Here is an 18,129-nt window from a genome sequence, read left to right on the forward strand (position 1 = left end):
CTTCTGCAATATCAATTGCCACATACCGTCGTCATGCACAGTCATGCGCAACCACAGACTATTGCAAGCAATTGATAAGGCAAATACGGAAGAATTTGAATCCGCTCGGCAGTAGCACATCACCATTCTTCAGCATAAAAAATACTGTCGCCCGACTTGCCTAGCATTCACACTTACCGAACTGAATTTATCCGCATGATGATACGTCGCGCTATATCAACTATGTCAGCTATATCCCCTGTTATTTCAAGGCTTATTCCACGTGCAACTCCCGTTCTTGTAATCGTTGCCTGCGCGATGCTGCTCTGCTTACCTGCGATTGCCCAGCAAACCCTGCCTGCGAGTGTACAAAAGAGCCTGCTGCAGGCAGGTATTCCGATGAACGCGCTGAGTCTGGCGATACAAGCGGTGAATGTGGATAGCACCACCAGCCAGCCTAGTCTATTGATACAAGCAGATCAGGCGATGAATCCGGCATCGACCATGAAGTTACTGACCAGCCTGGCAGGTCTGGAGGAGCTTGGGCCGGCGTTTCGCTGGAAAACACAATTTCTGGCGGATCAAACCGTCAAGAAAGAAGTTCTGAACGGTAATCTGTATCTGCGCGGTGGTGGAGACCCCAATCTGACATGGGAAAAATTCGCTGTAATGCTGCGCGCCTTGCGTTATCGCGGCATCAAAAAAATTCACGGCAATCTGGTGCTCGATCGCAGTTATTTCCAGCCAGAGCGCATGGATATTGACGCTCCCGCATTTGATCAGCATCCGGATGCCTATTACAACATTATCCCTGATGCCTTGCTGATTCATGGCAATATCAGTACGTTCACCGTTGAATCTGGCAAAGACAAAATTGATCTTCGCCTGCAAACGCCGCTGGATAAAATCCGTATCAATAATCACCTGTATCTGACGGATAAAACCTGCCCAGAATGGGAGAGCGAATGGAAATCACCTGCTATCGACATGCAGCGAAAGGACGCGCTGGAGTTGACATTCAGCGGTGGTTTTCCACAGCAATGTAAGATCACCCACCACCTGAATCTGCTGGATCGCAATCTCTACATCAGCCATATGTTTCGCACTCTGTGGCAGGAGATGGGGGGTAGCTGGCAAGGGCAAGTCATAGACGGCATCACGCCATCCACCACGATTTTGCTGGAAGAACATCAGTCTGATAGCCTTGCCGACACCATCAGGATCATCAATAAATATTCTGACAATATGATGGCAAGAATGTTATATCTGACGTTGGGAGCCGAATCGCCGGATAAAAAATCCGCAACCAGTCTGGCGATGGCAGAAACACGGATCAGAAATTGGCTACTCAAGCAAGGCATCAATACCGCCGGCATGGTTCTGGAAAATGGCTCGGGTCTATCACGCAACGAACGCATCAGTGCTGCGCAAATGGCTGCGATCTTGCAACTGGCGGCTCGTAGCAACTGGTATCCGGAATTTGTCAGTAGCCTGCCTATTGGCGGGCTTGATGGCACGATGCGCAAACGACTTACCTCGTCGGCGGCAGAACTCCGTGCCCGCATCAAGACTGGCACTTTAAAAGACAGTGTTGCTATCGCAGGTTACGTCAAGGATTTGCACAACCATACATGGATCATCGTCGCGATGGTCAATCATGAAAATGCTATTCAGGCCAGACCCGCACTGGATGAGCTGATTAACTGGCTGGCTTCTGGCCGCCCCTGAACAAAGACAGGACAACACCGCAGGCTCATGATCTGCTGGTCTGATGAGCTGATGATTTGACCAAAAGCAACGGCATCCATTGTTTTATCTTTATCTGCATCACCACACGTATCGCCGTTGTTGCAGGTGGCACTGTTGCAAGGATACTGAGTATGTCAAGAAGCAGACGCCAATTGCCCCAGCAAGCGCATTCCATTGTCCATCTGCTTGTCCCATGGACGGGCAATATTCAGACGCAAATAATTCGCATATTTTCCTGAACTGGAAAACAATGCGCCGGGAGTGAAGGCAATGCCCCGACTAACCGACTGGCGTAACAAGGCAAGCGTATCAATATGCTCCGGCAACTCCAGCCACAACCACCATCCTCCAGCCGTACTGACGATCTGAGTACCAACGGGGAAATATCGCTGTACCGCAGCAATCACTTGCGGAATTGACGCAGATAAACGCTCACGCAGCTTGCGCAAATGGGAAGGCAGCGCGCCTGATTGCATAAATTCAGCCAGCACCGCCTGCTCCAGTAAAGGTGTAATCAGCGAATGACTCAGCTTTAATGAGGTGATCTTTGCCTGATACCGACCACCCGCAATCCACCCAATACGAAATGCCGGAGCGATACTTTTACTACACGAACCACAATAAATGACTCTGCCCTGCTTATCCCAGGCTTTGATCGGTTGCGGACGTTCTGCCTGAGCAGATAAATCCCCGAATACATCATCTTCAATCAATGCCAGATCGTATTGCTCTGCCAGTTTCAGTAAACGCTTTTTGTGTTTATCCGGCATCACGCATCCGAGAGGATTTTGAAAATTAGGCATCGTCACAATCGCACGAACGCCATTCTGATGTTCCAGTGCGTATTCCAGTGCTTCCAGACTCATTCCTGTGTCGCTGACGCAAGGAATCTCTATCGCTTTAACACCAAGATTTTCCAGCATCTGCAATAAGCCAAAATACACGGGAGACTCGACGATCACGGTATCTCCCGCCTGAGCAACCGAACGCAAGGCAACGCTCAGTGCTTCTGTGCTGCCATTGGTCATCAACAAATCAGCGGGTGTCAGATCAACCCCGCAGGTAGCCAACCATTGCACAAGACTGTTTTTCAAGGAAGGCAACCCCGAACCCGCCGGATAGGCGCCAATCTGCATCGGATGCTGACGCAACTGCCGCTGAGCAATTTTTGCCAGTAATTCACAGGGATACCATTCAGCCGCCGCGCTAGCCAGATGCAATCCCAGTTCCAAAGGCTGCGCCGTCAGTGAATAGAGTTCGGTCATCCGGTGTTGCAGAGAAATCAGCTTGTCGTACTCCACTGCCGGTGGGTGGGCAGCGGCAGATTTCAGCGTACTGCCTTGCTGGACGTGTGACTCGCTCCAGTCGGCAACATACATCCCTGATTTGGAGCGAGCCTCGACCAGCCCCTGTGCTTCCAGATAACGATAACAGCGTATGACCGTAGATACGCTGAACTCATGCTCCTCTGCACAAGCTCTGACTGAAGGCAGGCGCTCTCCGGGTTGATACTGACCGGCTTTAATTTTCTTTGACAGTAACGCTGCCAACTGACGATAACTGTGCTGCATAACAGTTTCCATTTTTTAGAATCTGTACAGCATAAAGTAGAGTCCTGCTGTATGCAAACCAGGCTCAGAATCACATTACACTGCCTGCATGAAAACACATACCACCTACCCTGCTCCTGCAGATACCCGTATTCATGCCATTGCGCTGGATCTATTTCCAGCCCTGTTAGCTGGCCTGATCGCTGTACTGATCTCATATGCCGGCCCGATGCTGTTAATGCTGCAGGCAGCCCAGTCTGCACGACTGAGCGCAGCAGAAACCAGCTCATGGCTCTGGGCAGTTTCTATCGGCTCAGGCGTCTGCGGCGTGTGGATGAGTTGGCGCTACAAAATACCGGTCATCTGTGCCTGGAATACGCCCGGTGCTGCATTGCTCGTCACAGGGTTAGCAACTGTGCCATATCAACAGGCGATTGGAGCCTATATCATTGCCGCTGCGCTGATGTTGATCATCGGTGCCACAGGTTTATTTGAAAAGCTGATGTCACTTATTCCTAAAAGCCTTTGTGCTGCCATGTTGGCAGGCATATTGCTGCGCTTTGGGATTGATGTGTTTGCCAGCGCACGCAGTGACATTGCTGGCGCAAGCGCGCTCGTTGCGACGATGTTTATTGCTTATCTGTTGTTTAAACGCCGCTCTGCCCGTTATGCCATTGTCCTGACCTTGCTGAGCGGAATGATCTTGTGGGCTATTCTGGGTTGGGGTGGTACTTCGGTCACTCCGCAGGCAGCCTCCTCAGCGACATGGTTGATGGGTATGACCAAACCTGTATGGACTACACCCGAATTCTCGATCAGTGCCATGATCAGCCTGGGACTTCCATTGGCCGTACTGTGTCTGACAGGCCAGCAAGTTCCTGGCGTGGCGGTGTTGCGTGCCGCTGGTTATCATCATGCGCCTGTCAGTCGCATCGTGGCAGGAACAGGGCTCGCAAGCTTGTTGCTTGCACCGTTTGGCTCACATGGCGTCAATCTGGCCGCTATTACTGCTGCCATCTGCACAGGTCCGGAAGCCCATCAACAGCCAGAAAAACGCTGGCTGGCGGGTATTGCCTGTGGTGTGTTTTATTTGCTGATTGGCAGTTTTGCCGGGTCTCTGACGGTGCTGTTTTTACATTTACCACATGCGTTGGTCACCACCGTTGCGGGTCTCGCCTTGCTGGGTGCGATCCAGAATGGGCTGGTCAATGCCTTTGCAGAACCCGCAGAACGTGAACCAGCCTTGATTACCTTCATCGTCACCGCCTCGAATCTGACGCTGTTTGGCCTTGGGTCTGCATGCTGGGGAATTGCGCTGGGGATCATCAGCTATCTGTTGTTACGTCCCCGGCAAAAGTAGCATGAGGAGCAATCACTGATCAGATCACACGACGCTCATTCTGCCGTCTTGTGATCTGCCACATTGCAATCTGCTGCCTTGCAGTCTGTATCGCTGCCCTCTGCATATTTGTACTCGGTATATTTGCGCGCATCACCACGCACTTTATCTGCCGGGTATTTTTCTGCATTTAACGCAATTTTTTCGTTGCTGGCGGTAATCAAATCAATTTCCAGTGTATCTGCCAGCAGCACAAGGTAACAAAGCACATCGGCCATTTCATGACGCACCGCCAGGCGCGTTTTTTGATCCAGCTCTGTCAGATGTCCTGATGGTAACCACTGAAAAGGCTCGAGTAATTCAGCAGCTTCCACGCATAGCGCACTGGCAAGGTTTTTCGGTGTGTGAAACTGAGACCAATCCCGGTCTGTCGTAAATTGGCGCAAGGTTTGGCGTAAATGCTCCAGGGAGTCAGCAGATGTGCTCATTGTTGCTTCCGATCTCAAAAACTGAAATGAGCCATATTGTACGCTTGGCAGTAAAGACACCCCGCAGGCAAAGAATACGCCCAGTATGAATTCTGGACTCAGGATTGGCAGAATAAGAGCCTGAAATACCACTCACTGCAAACCACATGCCATCACGCCAGACAGTCTCAAGCGCAATCAACCAACACCTGTTTTATCAGAAACATCCTCTTGCATCGCAAAAATAATGCTTACAAAATAAGCAGCACAGGATAGAATACTCAAAAAATGTTGCGATGCGTCATTTTCAGTATTTTGTAAACAGACTGCTTGTGCCGCCGCCCCCTACTCATTCACCCAGGAGAAATCCATGTCTTTGATTCCGGAACAAATTTCGGCCGCAGCACAGACACAGTTGTCTACCCAGCTCGATGCTATCCAGGCACTCTCCAATGCAACATTTGGCGGTCTGGAAAAATTAATTGCCTTACATCTCAATACAGTAAAACAATCACTTGATACGGTCAGCGCTGCAACACAGCAACTGCTGACAGCCTCCACACCGCAAGAACTTCTCGCGCTGACAACAGCAAAAACACCGGCACCACTGGATGCATTTCTGTCGTATGGTCGTGAAATAGCAGATATTTCCATCAACGCACGAGCAACATTTTTTCAGGCAGTCAGCGCCTCAGGCGCTCCGGTAGTAACGACGCTGGAATTCAATTTTCCACCGCAGAAAGAAACTGTAGCCAAAAGCACTGCCCCAACTAAAACCAGCAAAAAAACATCCTCCACTCTGGTGATTGATGTACCCGTTGTAGCACCAGTCAGTAAAGCTGCAACTCCTGAGCAAAAGCCCTCATCTGAGCAAAAACCTGCTACCGAGAAAATCGCTTCCGTGGTTGTCGCTGAAAAGCAATTACCATTACTGACAGAAACTGAGTCAAGCAAGCCAGCAACAGCGGTGGTGTCAGCAAGCACTCCGGTCATTACAAAATCATCCATCTCGCCTGTCAGCACTCAAACAACAACGACAAATAAAACGACAGCCGGTGCGACACCAACAGCACCCGCAGCAACAACGCCTGCCAAACCCGTGGTCGCTGCCGCAAAAACGACGAAACCGGTTACAGCGAAACCAACACCCGCGCTCAACGCTAATGCGGCAGCGCCTGTTAAAGCAGCCGCTATCAAACCAGCAGTTAAGACAGTGACGCCTCCTGTTGCAGCCCCGGTTGCTGTAAAAGCAGTTCCCGAAAAAAAATCTGCGGTCAAGTTCCCTTTCCCGCCAAAGCAAAAAACCCAAAATGGCAAGCCTGCTCTGGCCGGCACCAGTAATCAACCGGCTTATAAAGCAAAAGCAAGCGCAGCCACTGGGGCAAAAAAGCCAGTACGTCAATAAAACGCTGAATCTATCAGGATGGTCTTGAGAGAAAGAGTCGTTAAGTTAGGTAAGGACTACAACAAATCTTGAGATAACATTCTGGCTACACGATGGCGACGAAGGCAGTACGCGCTGCCATTAGGCTTGTACGGTACTGCATAACAAGCCGCCATCACGCCACTGAACCGGTTTGCGTCAGTTCTGATTCAAACGCATTGAAGCAGGCTGGTATCAACAGATATCAGCCTGCTTTTTTTTGTTAATCATCTTGAAAGCAAACACAATCCGTATCGGTATTCATGTATTGTTGATGTATTGTTCATGTACTGTCTATAAAGTGAGTGCATTGCCTGGTTAGCTATATTCACGATCACATTTCGTGCAGCATAGGTAACGTAGCGATATATGTTCATCAACTTACCGTCAACATATCGTCAAAAAAATCACTTGATTGCTAACGCTAAGAGAATGAGTTACCGGTTGCAGATCATAAAAAATACCATTCTATCGCTCAGCATATTATCTTCCGGTATTGGAGGAGCATGTGCTGCGGAAGAAATGATCAGCGTTGCCTGGCGTATCAAACCACCGCATCAATACCTGGAAAACGGTATAGAAAAAGGTATTCTTCTCGAAAAAACGAAAAAAATATTCGCGCAAGCCAATATACCTGCGCATTTTATCGAAGAACCGGCCAAACGTATCTGGAGTAATTTTGCCAGTGGAAAGAGTAACTACTGCTCATTTGGCTGGTACAGGACACCAGATCGGGAACAGATCGTACAATTCAGCGTTCCATTTCACACCGATCCACCGCATACGCTGATCGTCAGTTCGGCGGCAATTACGCAGGTATCGGCACATAAAAATATCAACACATTGCTAGCTGATAGCAATCTGACTCTTGGAGTTGTCGATGCCGTTTCTTATGGCACCGAACTTGATGCATTGATTAAAAACAGTAAAAATAAAATCGAACGTAGCACTACCCTGCCGATGATTATGGCGCGCATGATCAGTGCGAATCGTGCGTCATTCATGTTTATTGATCGCGAAGACTGGGAATATCTGAAAGAAACCGAAGAAAGCCTGCGTCAGACAACTCAGCTTGATCTGCTGGGTATGCCTGCCGGACTGAGTCGTTATATTGTCTGTAGTAAAGACGTTTCCGCAGATAAGATGCAGAGAATCAATGCCGCCATACAAAAGCTCGCCAACGTCAAAAAATAAAACCTACGCCATTCAATTCGCCGTCTCTTGGAAATGACAGGTCACCGAAGCCACTATCGTCTTGTATGTCAAGATCATCGGATGATTAGATTTATTCAACCTTTTCCTTCATTTACCGCTCGCCATATTTGCCTTCGATCGCATTCAATGGAATAACAAACCTGCTGCCAGTAACCACATCATGATGGCAATTCCGCCGTCCAGTATGCGCCAGGCGACAGGCTTTGCGAACCAAGGCGCCAGTAATCGCGCGCCATAGCCGAGTGCGAAATACCAGATACTCGCATTGGCGATAGCTCCCAGGGCAAACCACCATCGCCCATCGCCTGGCTGTTGTGCACCCACTGCACCAAGCAATATGACCGTATCAAGATACACATGCGGATTCAGCAGAGTCACTGCCAATATCGCCAACAACGCGCGCACGGCACCGTCGCTGATGGGCAAAGCTTGTGGCTGTAAGGACTGATGCGTCCATGCAGCACGCCATGAACGTACTCCATACCAGCATAAAAACAGTATGCCGCCCCATTTCGCGAGAATGAATCCCGAAGGATGCCGCCCGATCGCATCGCCAATACCAGCAATTCCGGCAACGATCAGCAATACTTCGCAGACGATACAAGTAATGACCGTAAGTGCCACATGCTGCCGTCGCAACCCCATCCGCAAAACATGTGCGTTTTGAGAACCTATCGCCATGATAAGACCGGCACTTAAGCCCATGCCTTTTAAAAAATACGTGAGCATTCTTTCTCCAATACTGTCTCGTTCAATATGATTTACACAATCATGTGTCTTCCTGTTACCGATACAGAGAGCACCAAACCAAACATGATTGTGCTTAAACAAAACTTACGCAAAACCGCACCAGCGGCGTGATGGCTGACTTTTGTACAAACGTCGTACAAAGCCCATGCCGCCTTCGTCACAACGGTGTAGCCAGGGGGCAGACAAACATGTCGCCAGTGGACGAAATATCACTTACAAGTGATGCCTCCTAAAGCACAGAAAACTTGTCTGGCCTTACCAGGACAATGTTGCGCAAGTTCTATTAGCAATGTCCATTGTCAGTCCAGAATCAGATAATATGAAGTTAATTTAAAATATTTACCAACTCTTTAAAATTTCTTTATTATGCAAACCTATCCTTGGTTAGACAGTAAACAATGTGAAGCTTTTCTTTGCGTCATTGATACTGGTAGCTTTGAGCTGGCGGCGCAGCTTCTGCACCTGACCACCTCTGCGATATCCCAGCGTGTCAAGGCACTGGAAATACAACTGGGCACTACCTTGTTGGTGCGCAGTCGTCCGTGCCGGGCAACTCATGCCGGACAAACACTTGTACGACATTTGCGACGCACGGCAGAAATGGAACAGGATTTACGCAATGACTTTGCGGGAGAAGAAATGTCAGCAATACGTGTTGCGTTAGGTGTCAATGCTGACAGTGTGGGTAGCTGGCTATTACCAGCACTGGCCGAGTTTCTGATTGCCGAGAATATCCTGCTGGAAATCAGCATTGATGATCAGACTCATACCCATGATTTGTTGGAAAGTGGCATGGTGCTTGGCTGTATTTCTGCAGAAGCACAGGCGATGCGCGGCTGCGAAGCACATTTACTGGGCGTCATGCGCTATCACGCTGTCGCCAGCGAGATATTTTGTCAACGCTGGTTTGAAGATGGAATACAGAGAGATGCCTTCAGAAAAGCACCTGTGATGACATTTAATCGTAAAGACAAATTGCAGTCAGATTTTTTATTGCAAGAGTTCGGACTTGGCGACAATAGCTACCCACTGCATTTTGTACCCGCTACGGCAGCCTACAATCAGGCAATTTGCCTTGGTATGGGATGGGGGATGATTCCGGAACTCATGTTGAAAGAACTCACTAACATACCGGATAGTCCCTACAAACTACAAAAACTGCTGCCCGACAAGCCTGTGGATATTGCCTTGTATTGGCACCACTGGAAAGTACAGACGCCGCGACTGAATCGCTTATCCGCCCTTCTGCGACAGCAAGCAGGACTTTTTTTGAGAGTTGATGAACATTGAATGCCAATTATGGTGTTCAGGCAACATCAGGAACAGATGACGCTACTTGTTCAGAATCCTTCAAGGTGGGTTGCACCTGATTCCGGCCATTGTTTTTTGCAAAGTACAGCCACTGATCAGCTCGTTGTACTAAAGTTTCCAGCGTATCGTTGGCAGACTTTTCTGCGACCCCGAAACTGGCACTGATGCTTAATGCTTTACCACCAAAATTCAAATCCGCCAGATTGCTTTCCACGCTACGGCGCATACGTTCAGCGGCTTCTATCGCTGCGTGCAATGGTGTTTCGGGCAACACCACAACAAATTCTTCGCCACCATAACGGACAACCCAGTCGGTTTGTTCACGTAACTCGTCTTTTAAACACTGCCCAAAAGCAATCAGTATCTTGTCACCGACAGCGTGCCCATGCTGATCATTCACTGATTTGAAAAAATCAACGTCGCAGAAAATAACCGATAAAGCTCGTTGATAACGCACGGCACGACGAATTTCGCCCGGCATGCGCTCATTAAATAACAGTCGGTTATAACAACCGGTAAGGCTATCTGTCACCGATAATTTTTTCAGCGAATTCATTGCAGTTTGCAGCTGGATAGTACGCTCCTGCACAAGAGCATCCTGTTGTGAAATATGCTTTTGGATACTGTCTTGCATCGTCTGGAAGCCATTAATGACCAGAGCGATTTCACTATACTGATGATCTGGGGCCAACTGTAATTCAAGGCGGTTCGACATTTGATTAGCGTGCAGATTCTTGACGAAATCTGCCAATTGACGCATCGGCCGCTCCAGATCCTGACGCAACACCATGACGACAGCCCCCAGAATAAACGCCGTCAACACCAGCATACCAAGAAATATGATCAGAAAATGGTGAACCAATTCCTGATGCAATATGTTGCGGTTGATGATCAACTCCATTGATCCAATAATTTTGCTGGCATCTGTAGGTGCTGGAATGTCAAACAAAAACTGCTGCCCCTTGCCGATAAGATTAGCATTACCGGTGGAGAACTCCTGACCAGTAACCGATTTGATCTTCACGTAACCCACCAGCGTGTTTTTTGTGATCAAAAGAATCTGTTTCTGGATTGCCTTTGGCTCAATATCCCAGACGGCCAGCGCAAGCAAAGGCAAGTGCGTACTTGCCACATCCCTGACTGTTACATCGAAATTTTTTTCTATGGATTTATAGTTTAACCACGCTTGCAAGCTACTGAATACGACTATACACAGAAATACCCATTTGAATACTCTGCGTATCAACAGATTGGTGATGGGTTGTAAAGGTCGCGCAGTCATTTTCGTCCCTCAGTCTGCTGCAGCAACTGACGAAAACTGAATTCATATTTTTTGACAGCGGGATTAAGCACTTTACTAAATTTGCGGAAATTGATTTTATGAAAATTCAAATCAGAAAACTGTGACTGAAAACGCTGTGCTTCCTGCGTACTGAACAGAATAAACATCGGGCGCTCCAACTCCAGGCCTTCATCCTGAAAATCTTTGCCATGATGGTAATCATGCAACATCACCAGTGCAAATGCGCCAGCGATGAAATGTCCACCTGCCAGCCCGGTCATGCGACCTGAAATCAGTGCCTGCAAGGCTTCTGCTGACGTATTAATTCCACTGAAGAATGCATCTTGCCCTGGTTTTCCTCCTGAGGCAGCCCATGATTCCATTGCACCAAATGCCATCAGATCATTGCCTGCCCAGATCAACTTTGCCTGAGGATAACGCTTGTATAGCCAGGTACTTTGTTCCCTGGCCTTTTCGCGACTCCATTCGCCGTAAACCTCTTGATCGACCAGCACGTTTCTGGCCTCGGCAACAGCGCGGCGCATACCTTCATTACGCTTGAGGGACGTTGGAGTAGAGCGATCTCCTGCGATGACCAGCAAATGCAATTTCCCATCGCTGGAACGCATATTGGCCATCTCACCACGCTCAATCAGTGCACGCGCAGTCAGATAACCTGCCTCTTCGGCTTTAGGCTCCAGACTACCGAGCCATCCTTTAAATATCTGACGAGGACCCAGTATTCTCTGGCGCTCTTCAGGATTCAAAATATTACTGAATGCAAGAAACGTTTTGATATGAGCCGCATCTAAAATGCGGATTACTTCAGCACCCGTGCCGTAATCATTCGACACAATAACGTAGTCAGGTTTATTCTGAGCAGACCTTGCTGCCAGTTGCCTCGCAAAATCGAGCGCGCGCAAGTGATCGCGCTCAGCATAAAGAACTTCCAGTTTGACGTTCAGATTATCGGCAGCAGCGGCCATACTATTGGTCGCCGTTACCCAATATATTTCATCGGATTTACCAGGATTGATAAATGTGACGGACATGGCAAGCACGGATATCGGTAGTACCGATAATAAAAAAGCACACACCATGCGTAGCAAACAATACGGCCACATTACAATCTCCACCCATTTGATCCAGCATTTTCCTGTGCAAGCCATCAACGATCGAATGTCTTTTAGTGAGAATTGGCGTTGAAATAACAATATCTTCACCACCTGAATACCTCAACGCTACGAGAGATGCGTGGAGGATAGTGCGCAAATATACAGATGTTGAATTATATCGCGCCCAATCATTACTACTGAATCTATTCCAATAAGACCCGATATGGATTGATATTGAACTCATCCTAGCTTCATGAGATTCATCCAATAAAAGTTCAATCGTAATTGAATATCAATATTGCTTTGCATCTATTTTTTTGAGGGCTTCATTGTATCCAGCTTTCACCATAAAATTAGTTTATTCACAAAAACTCACACTATTTGCGTCGCTTTATTGAACTCCCTGCCCTCGTCGGCGTGAAATTGCACGATATCGACTTCCCTCAGAATATTATTTCACCATCTATTTTCATATTTAAGCTGTTGTTTTTAAAGGAAATTTAAATTACCGTGATTTTTGTTCCTTGAAATGCGACAACCTCGCCCATATAATTAGCACTCGTTGGGTTAGAGTGCTAACAAATCTTTTTCCCCAGCTTTTAATGAATTCCCTAGTAATTACTCGCAAATTTAAAGGAGCTTGTATGAACCTTCGTCCCCTGCACGATCGTCTGATCGTAAAACGTCTGGATCAAGAAACAAAAACTGCATCCGGTATCGTTCTGCCTGACGCAGCCGCTGAGAAGCCAGACCAAGGTGAAGTTCTGGCCGTTGGCGCAGGCAAACAACTCGATAACGGCACAATCCGCGCACTCGAAGTCAAAGTTGGTGATCGCGTATTGTTCGGTAAATATTCTGGTCAGGCTGTCAAAGTTGACGGTAACGAAGTTCTGGTCATGCGCGAAGAAGATATTTTCGCCATCGTTCAGAAATAATCAGTATTTATTTTAAAGAATTCGGAGAAATAATATGGCAGCTAAGCAAGTAATTTTTGGCGATGACGCACGTGCGAAAATCGTTAATGGCGTAAATATCCTGGCAAACGCAGTAAAAGTCACTCTGGGCCCTAAAGGCCGTAACGTTGTTCTGGAACGCTCTTTCGGCGCGCCAACAGTCACAAAAGACGGCGTTTCTGTTGCTAAAGAAATCGAACTGAAAGACAAACTGGAAAACATGGGCGCGCAGCTCGTGAAAGAAGTGGCTTCCCGCACTTCCGACAATGCTGGTGACGGCACAACAACAGCAACAGTGTTGGCACAAGCCATCGTTCGCGAAGGTTTCAAATACGTTGCAGCGGGTTTCAACCCAACAGACTTGAAACGCGGTATCGACAAAGCAGTAACCGCTTTGGTTGCTGAAGTAAAAACACTGTCCCGCCCAACGACAACAAATAAAGAAATCGCTCAGGTTGGTTCTATCTCTGCAAACTCTGACGCTGACATCGGCGACATCATTGCAAACGCAATGGACAAAGTGGGCAAAGAAGGCGTGATCACTGTTGAAGATGGCAAATCCCTCAACAACGAACTCGACATCGTTGAAGGTATGCAGTTTGACCGTGGCTACCTGTCACCATACTTCATCAATAACCCAGAAAAACAATCCGTTATTCTGGAAAATCCATTCATCCTGTTGTTCGACAAAAAAATCTCGAACATCCGTGATCTGCTCCCAGTATTGGAACAAGTGGCTAAATCTGGCCGCCCACTGTTGATCATCGCTGAAGATGTTGATGGCGAAGCACTGGCAACTCTGGTGGTTAACAACATCCGTGGCATCCTGAAAACTGCTGCTGTAAAAGCGCCTGGCTTCGGTGATCGTCGTAAAGCGATGTTGGAAGATATCGCTATTCTGACTGGTGGTAACGTGATCGCTGAAGAAGTCGGTCTGACACTGGAAAAAGCAACACTGACAGATCTGGGGCAGGCGAAACGTGTTGAAATCGGTAAAGAAAACACGACAGTGATTGACGGCGCTGGTCAGGCTATCGCCATCGAAGCACGCGTAAAACAAATCCGCGCGCAAATCGAAGAAGCAACTTCTGACTACGACCGTGAAAAACTGCAAGAACGCGTTGCCAAACTGGCAGGCGGCGTTGCTGTGATCAAAGTCGGTGCTGCAACTGAAGTTGAAATGAAAGAGAAAAAAGCCCGCGTTGAAGATGCTCTGCACGCAACTCGTGCTGCAGTAGAAGAAGGCGTTGTTCCTGGCGGTGGCGTTGCTCTGTTGCGCGCTCGTGCAGCAGCTGGCGTGATCAAAGGCGACAATGCAGATCAAGAAGCTGGTATCAAGCTGGTATTGAAAGCAATCGAAGCACCATTGCGTGAAATCGTTGCAAATGCTGGTGGCGAACCATCTGTTGTGGTCAACGCGATCATCAACGGCACAGGCAACTACGGTTTCAATGCTGCTAATGACACCTACGGTGACATGATTGAAATGGGTATTCTGGATCCAGCAAAAGTAACACGCTCTGCATTGCAAAATGCAGCGTCTGTTGCTGGCCTGATCCTGACTACTGACGCTTTGGTTGCTGAACTGGCTGAAGACAAACCAGCTGGTGGCATGGGCGACATGGGTGGTATGGGCGGCATGGGTGGTATGGGCGGCATGATGTAATTGCCAGCTTCCGCTGATCAATATAAAAACCCTGCAACGTTAGTTGCAGGTTTTTTTACTTATGGAGAATGTCAGAATCGCTTACTGCTGATACTCACTCTGTACCCGATCTTTACTCCCTCTATCTAAGGCAACAACTGAATAAAAATCAACAATAGAGTGAATTGGACTCAGCCCCTCCCACTACTGATAAACATAAAGACATAAAACATGGCGGCTGTTCTGGCTCTCAGAAACAAGGGCGATACCACCGCTAATTCATGAGTTGATGCACATTAGCATGTGTTTTTACCACACTCAAAAATACTCTCGCCTTCTTTTTCTTAACGAAACTTGACAGTCGGCTGACGTGCTTAGATACTGCCGCTCCTGAAAGAAAATTTTCATAAATGACTGATATCGTTTTCATTTGATTGCATAGCAAGGCAAATTTCGACATCAGATGTACTGAAGTCATATGGTTTTGGAGGCAAGATGGCGCTGCAACAACTCACCGATGAGCAGATCCGTACCTGGACCCGGTCTCAAAAAGACGAATGGTGGTTCAAGAACATTTACCGTGGCGACATGGCGCAATTGACCTTGCGCTCTGCCATAACAGGTTTTTTCCTTGGCGGCATTTTAGCTGCCACGGCCTTATATATTGGCGCTAAAACAGGGATTTCGATCGGTGTAGGACTTACCTCAGTCATACTGGCTTTCGCCTTATTCAAAATACTGGATAACGCAGGTGTTGCCAAAGATTTCACCATACTCGAAAACAACTGTGCGCAATCCATTGCGACAGCGGCTGGTTACATGATCGTGCCCCTGATTACCGTCTTATCCGCATATATGATGATCACGGAAAAAGTAATTCCGTGGTGGCATATGATGATCTGGATGAGCGTTTGTTCCATATTGGGCGTGTTGGTTGCCTTTCCACTGAAGCGACGCTTTATCAACGAAGATCAACTGCCCTTTCCAGAAGGTCGCGCCAGTGGTGTAGTACTCGATGCGCTTTACAACGGCAACGCAGCCTCAGGCATGTTTAAAGCGCGTTTGCTGGCATTGACTGCACTCTGGACAGCAATTTATCAAATGCTGATCAGCGATGGCTGGATGCGTCTCGTGCAGTTCAAATTGTTGCAAATGGATAAATGGACCAGCATGCAAGAAGCGTGGAATCTGCATGAGCGCTGGGATGAGTATTATTATGCTCTGGCCGCCAGATATGATTTATGGATGCCCAATATTATGGGAGTCAGTTTCCGTACTCTTGGTCTGCGCTTTACCGTGGATGCCGCCATGCTGGGCGTTGGCGGACTGATGGGCATACGAGTAGCCAGCAGCGTTTTACTGGGTTCCATCATCAATTTTGTATTTCTGGCGCCGTGGATGATCAACAAAGGTGACATCATTCAACGTATCGCCCCCAATGGCAAAATTGTTCCTATTTCCCGCATCGAAATTGTGAATCAATGGGGCTTGTGGTGGGCGGTCAGTATTATGGTTGTGGGTTCCATTGTCAGTCTGGCTGCAAAACCAGAACTATTCATTAACATCTTCAAATCCTTCAAGAAAAATAAAGAACAGGCTCAGCAAGTTGATATTCTTGCGCATATTGAATTTCCGACACGAATTTCATATATCGGCATTCCAATCTTCAGCATTTTGTCTGCCTGGACTACGCATGCTTTCTTTGGTGTGCCTTGGTTCCTGTCATTTGTTTCCATGCCATTGATTTTTGTACTCACGGTGATCTGTGCAAATGCAATGGCGCTGACATCCTGGACACCTACAGGAGCTTTATCAAAAATCACCCAGTTCAGCATGGGTGCCATTGACAGCAGTAATCCCGCCAGCAATCTGATCCCCGCTGGCATGACTGCAGAAGTGGCATCGAATGCATCTAATCTGCTGTCAGACATCAAACCGGGCTATATGCTGGGCGCTAAACCACGCCAGCAGGCGATTGGCCACGTCATTGGTATTTTTTCCGGTGCGATTGCCTGCATCCCGCTGTATTACCTGTTATTTTTAAGACCAGATGCCAACGGCATTCGTCATACAGCCAATATCGTTTCAGACCAGTTTTCATTTCCTGGTGCAATGCAATGGAAAGGTGTTGCCGAACTCATTGCCAAAGGCGTTTCCAGCTTACCAGCGAGCGCGATTACCGCCATGATCATTGCCGCAATTGCCGCCGTAATCATCGAACTGGCGCGTTTGCTGACAAAGGGAAAATTCCCCTTATCTGCCGTCTCCATAGGTCTTGGTGTCGTGTTACCAGCAGAAGCATGTCTGGCCATGTGGCTTGGTGCTGCAGCATTCTGGTGGATGGGGCGTCGTCACAAAGAAGCCGGCACACCGGGCCATGATTTCTGGGTGGAAGGTTGCGAACCTATTTGTGCTGGTCTTATTTCTGGAGCAGCGCTGATCGGCATCGGGAATGCATTAATTAATGTATTAATATGATTTACTGATCTGAGGCGCTGATCTGATGTCATGATCAGGTCTGACTTCTGATTGATCTGTCGGCCCGTTAACGCGTTATAGCTTAACGGGCCGAACTCATTTTGCATCGGATATATGCTGGTGTAACTATCTGTACTTCAACTTCAGCATTGACGAGGAATATGTGCGAGTTGCTGTCCGACGAAACCGTCAAACGCATCCAGCAATCGCAGATATTCATCTTCCGCGTTTTCGAGCCGCATCAAGGCATATATTGTTGCCTCCAGTGTTGATAACTGATCAGCTTTGTGCGCCTTACGGATACGATAATGGCTTGCGGGCATATCGGCGAGGCTGAAGCGAGGCAAGCCTTGCAAAACAGGATTGCGGTATAACATTTTGCGACTTTTTCTCCATGTCGCGTCCAGCACAATCAACCGGATCTGCGACGCCTGCACATCTGATGTTTCCAGAACGAATTTCGGTGGTGGCAGGACCTGAATATCCTGCGCATCATTTTCTGTTGTATCGGGATACAGCAATAATGTACGCACAGGCGTCATCTCTGGCAAATAAGAGGGATTTTCGATCAGTTGCAGAAGCTGCTGCTCATCAAATTGCTCGCCGATCAACAATTGCGAATATCGCAGACTGAGATGTAAAAGGCGCGCGCTCCCTTTGGCATTACTGACTTCCAGAGGATGCTGCAATAAAATAACCTCTGTCTGATTCTGACAAGGTGAAATCCACTGACAAATACAACTGACAGAGGGACGCAGACATTGCTGGCAAGTTGGTCTTTTAATAGGCAATACGTTCATGACGGCATTGTGACCTGTTGGTATTTCTTCAGCAAGCACGATCTCGCGCAACAAGAAAAGACAGCTTCGACTA

Annotated in this window: 14 protein-coding genes; 8 read left to right on the plus strand and 6 right to left on the minus strand. The window is 48.0% G+C overall.

The genetic code is table 11. From position 1 onward, the window contains the following. Positions 1-222 precede the first annotated feature (222 nt). Entirely contained in the window at positions 223-1,707 is a 1,485-nt protein-coding gene (dacB, locus tag ACO0LB_RS08825) for a D-alanyl-D-alanine carboxypeptidase/D-alanyl-D-alanine endopeptidase (protein WP_423048559.1), read from the plus strand. Positions 1,708-1,862: 155 nt separating this feature from the next. Here dacB and ACO0LB_RS08830 read toward each other — a convergent pair whose 3' ends face one another. Beyond that, positions 1,863-3,299 (minus strand): PLP-dependent aminotransferase family protein, encoded by a 1,437-nt coding sequence (locus ACO0LB_RS08830; protein WP_423048561.1) that lies wholly within the window; start codon positions 3,297-3,299, stop codon positions 1,863-1,865. 88 nt (positions 3,300-3,387) lie between these two features. Between ACO0LB_RS08830 and ACO0LB_RS08835 the strand changes: the two genes are divergently transcribed. After that, the gene (locus ACO0LB_RS08835; protein WP_423048563.1) at positions 3,388-4,638 is read left to right on the plus strand and encodes a benzoate/H(+) symporter BenE family transporter; all 1,251 of its coding nucleotides are present in this window, start codon (positions 3,388-3,390) and stop codon (positions 4,636-4,638) included. Positions 4,639-4,673: 35 nt separating this feature from the next. Here the strand turns inward: ACO0LB_RS08835 and ACO0LB_RS08840 are convergent, their stop codons facing one another. Further along, positions 4,674-5,105, minus strand: coding sequence for a nucleotide pyrophosphohydrolase (locus ACO0LB_RS08840; RefSeq protein ID WP_423048565.1), 432 nt, complete (start codon positions 5,103-5,105; stop codon positions 4,674-4,676). Positions 5,106-5,454: 349 nt separating this feature from the next. Here ACO0LB_RS08840 and ACO0LB_RS08845 point away from each other — a divergent pair, with 349 nt between their 5' ends. Then, positions 5,455-6,489: a phasin family protein gene (locus ACO0LB_RS08845; RefSeq protein WP_423048567.1), complete on the plus strand. Its 1,035-nt coding sequence runs from the start codon at positions 5,455-5,457 to the stop codon at positions 6,487-6,489. 462 nt (positions 6,490-6,951) lie between these two features. After that, entirely contained in the window at positions 6,952-7,701 is a 750-nt protein-coding gene (locus tag ACO0LB_RS08850; protein WP_423048569.1) for a transporter substrate-binding domain-containing protein, read from the plus strand. A gap of 144 nt (positions 7,702-7,845) precedes the next feature. Here the strand turns inward: ACO0LB_RS08850 and ACO0LB_RS08855 are convergent, their stop codons facing one another. Then, positions 7,846-8,451: a LysE/ArgO family amino acid transporter gene (locus ACO0LB_RS08855; protein WP_423048571.1), complete on the minus strand. Its 606-nt coding sequence runs from the start codon at positions 8,449-8,451 to the stop codon at positions 7,846-7,848. Between the two features lie 387 nt (positions 8,452-8,838). On the opposite strand from ACO0LB_RS08855, the gene argP reads away from it, so the two are divergent. After that, positions 8,839-9,762 carry an HTH-type transcriptional regulator ArgP gene (argP, locus tag ACO0LB_RS08860; protein WP_423048573.1) on the plus strand — a complete coding sequence of 308 codons (924 nt, stop codon included), beginning with the start codon at positions 8,839-8,841 and terminating at the stop codon, positions 9,760-9,762. Positions 9,763-9,778: 16 nt separating this feature from the next. On the opposite strand, the gene ACO0LB_RS08865 is transcribed toward argP, so the two are convergent. Beyond that, a complete protein-coding gene (locus tag ACO0LB_RS08865; RefSeq protein ID WP_423048575.1) occupies positions 9,779-11,065 on the minus strand; it encodes a GGDEF domain-containing protein in 1,287 nt (428 codons plus the stop codon). Next, a complete protein-coding gene (locus tag ACO0LB_RS08870; RefSeq protein WP_423048577.1) occupies positions 11,062-12,189 on the minus strand; it encodes an ABC transporter substrate-binding protein in 1,128 nt (375 codons plus the stop codon). Before ACO0LB_RS08870 ends, ACO0LB_RS08865 begins: the two co-directional genes overlap by 4 nt. Before the next feature lie 635 nt (positions 12,190-12,824). Here ACO0LB_RS08870 and groES point away from each other — a divergent pair. The 3 genes from groES to ACO0LB_RS08885 all read left to right on the plus strand — a co-directional run bounded on the left by groES (position 12,825) and on the right by ACO0LB_RS08885 (position 17,256). Further along, positions 12,825-13,115, plus strand: a complete 291-nt coding sequence (gene groES / locus ACO0LB_RS08875) for a co-chaperone GroES (RefSeq protein ID WP_423048579.1) — start codon at positions 12,825-12,827, stop codon at positions 13,113-13,115. 34 nt (positions 13,116-13,149) lie between these two features. Beyond that, positions 13,150-14,799, plus strand: a complete 1,650-nt coding sequence (groL, locus tag ACO0LB_RS08880; protein ID WP_186883079.1) for a chaperonin GroEL — start codon at positions 13,150-13,152, stop codon at positions 14,797-14,799. A 474-nt stretch (positions 14,800-15,273) separates the two neighbouring features. Next, a complete protein-coding gene (locus ACO0LB_RS08885) occupies positions 15,274-17,256 on the plus strand; it encodes an OPT family oligopeptide transporter (RefSeq protein ID WP_423048582.1) in 1,983 nt (660 codons plus the stop codon). 143 nt (positions 17,257-17,399) lie between these two features. Here the strand turns inward: ACO0LB_RS08885 and ACO0LB_RS08890 are convergent, their stop codons facing one another. Continuing rightward, positions 17,400-18,110 (minus strand): tRNA-uridine aminocarboxypropyltransferase, encoded by a 711-nt coding sequence (locus ACO0LB_RS08890; protein WP_423048584.1) that lies wholly within the window; start codon positions 18,108-18,110, stop codon positions 17,400-17,402. Between the last annotated feature and the right edge of the window lie 19 nt (positions 18,111-18,129).

The organism is Undibacterium sp. SXout7W, from assembly GCF_049339385.1.
Lineage (GTDB): Bacteria > Pseudomonadota > Gammaproteobacteria > Burkholderiales > Burkholderiaceae_D > Undibacterium.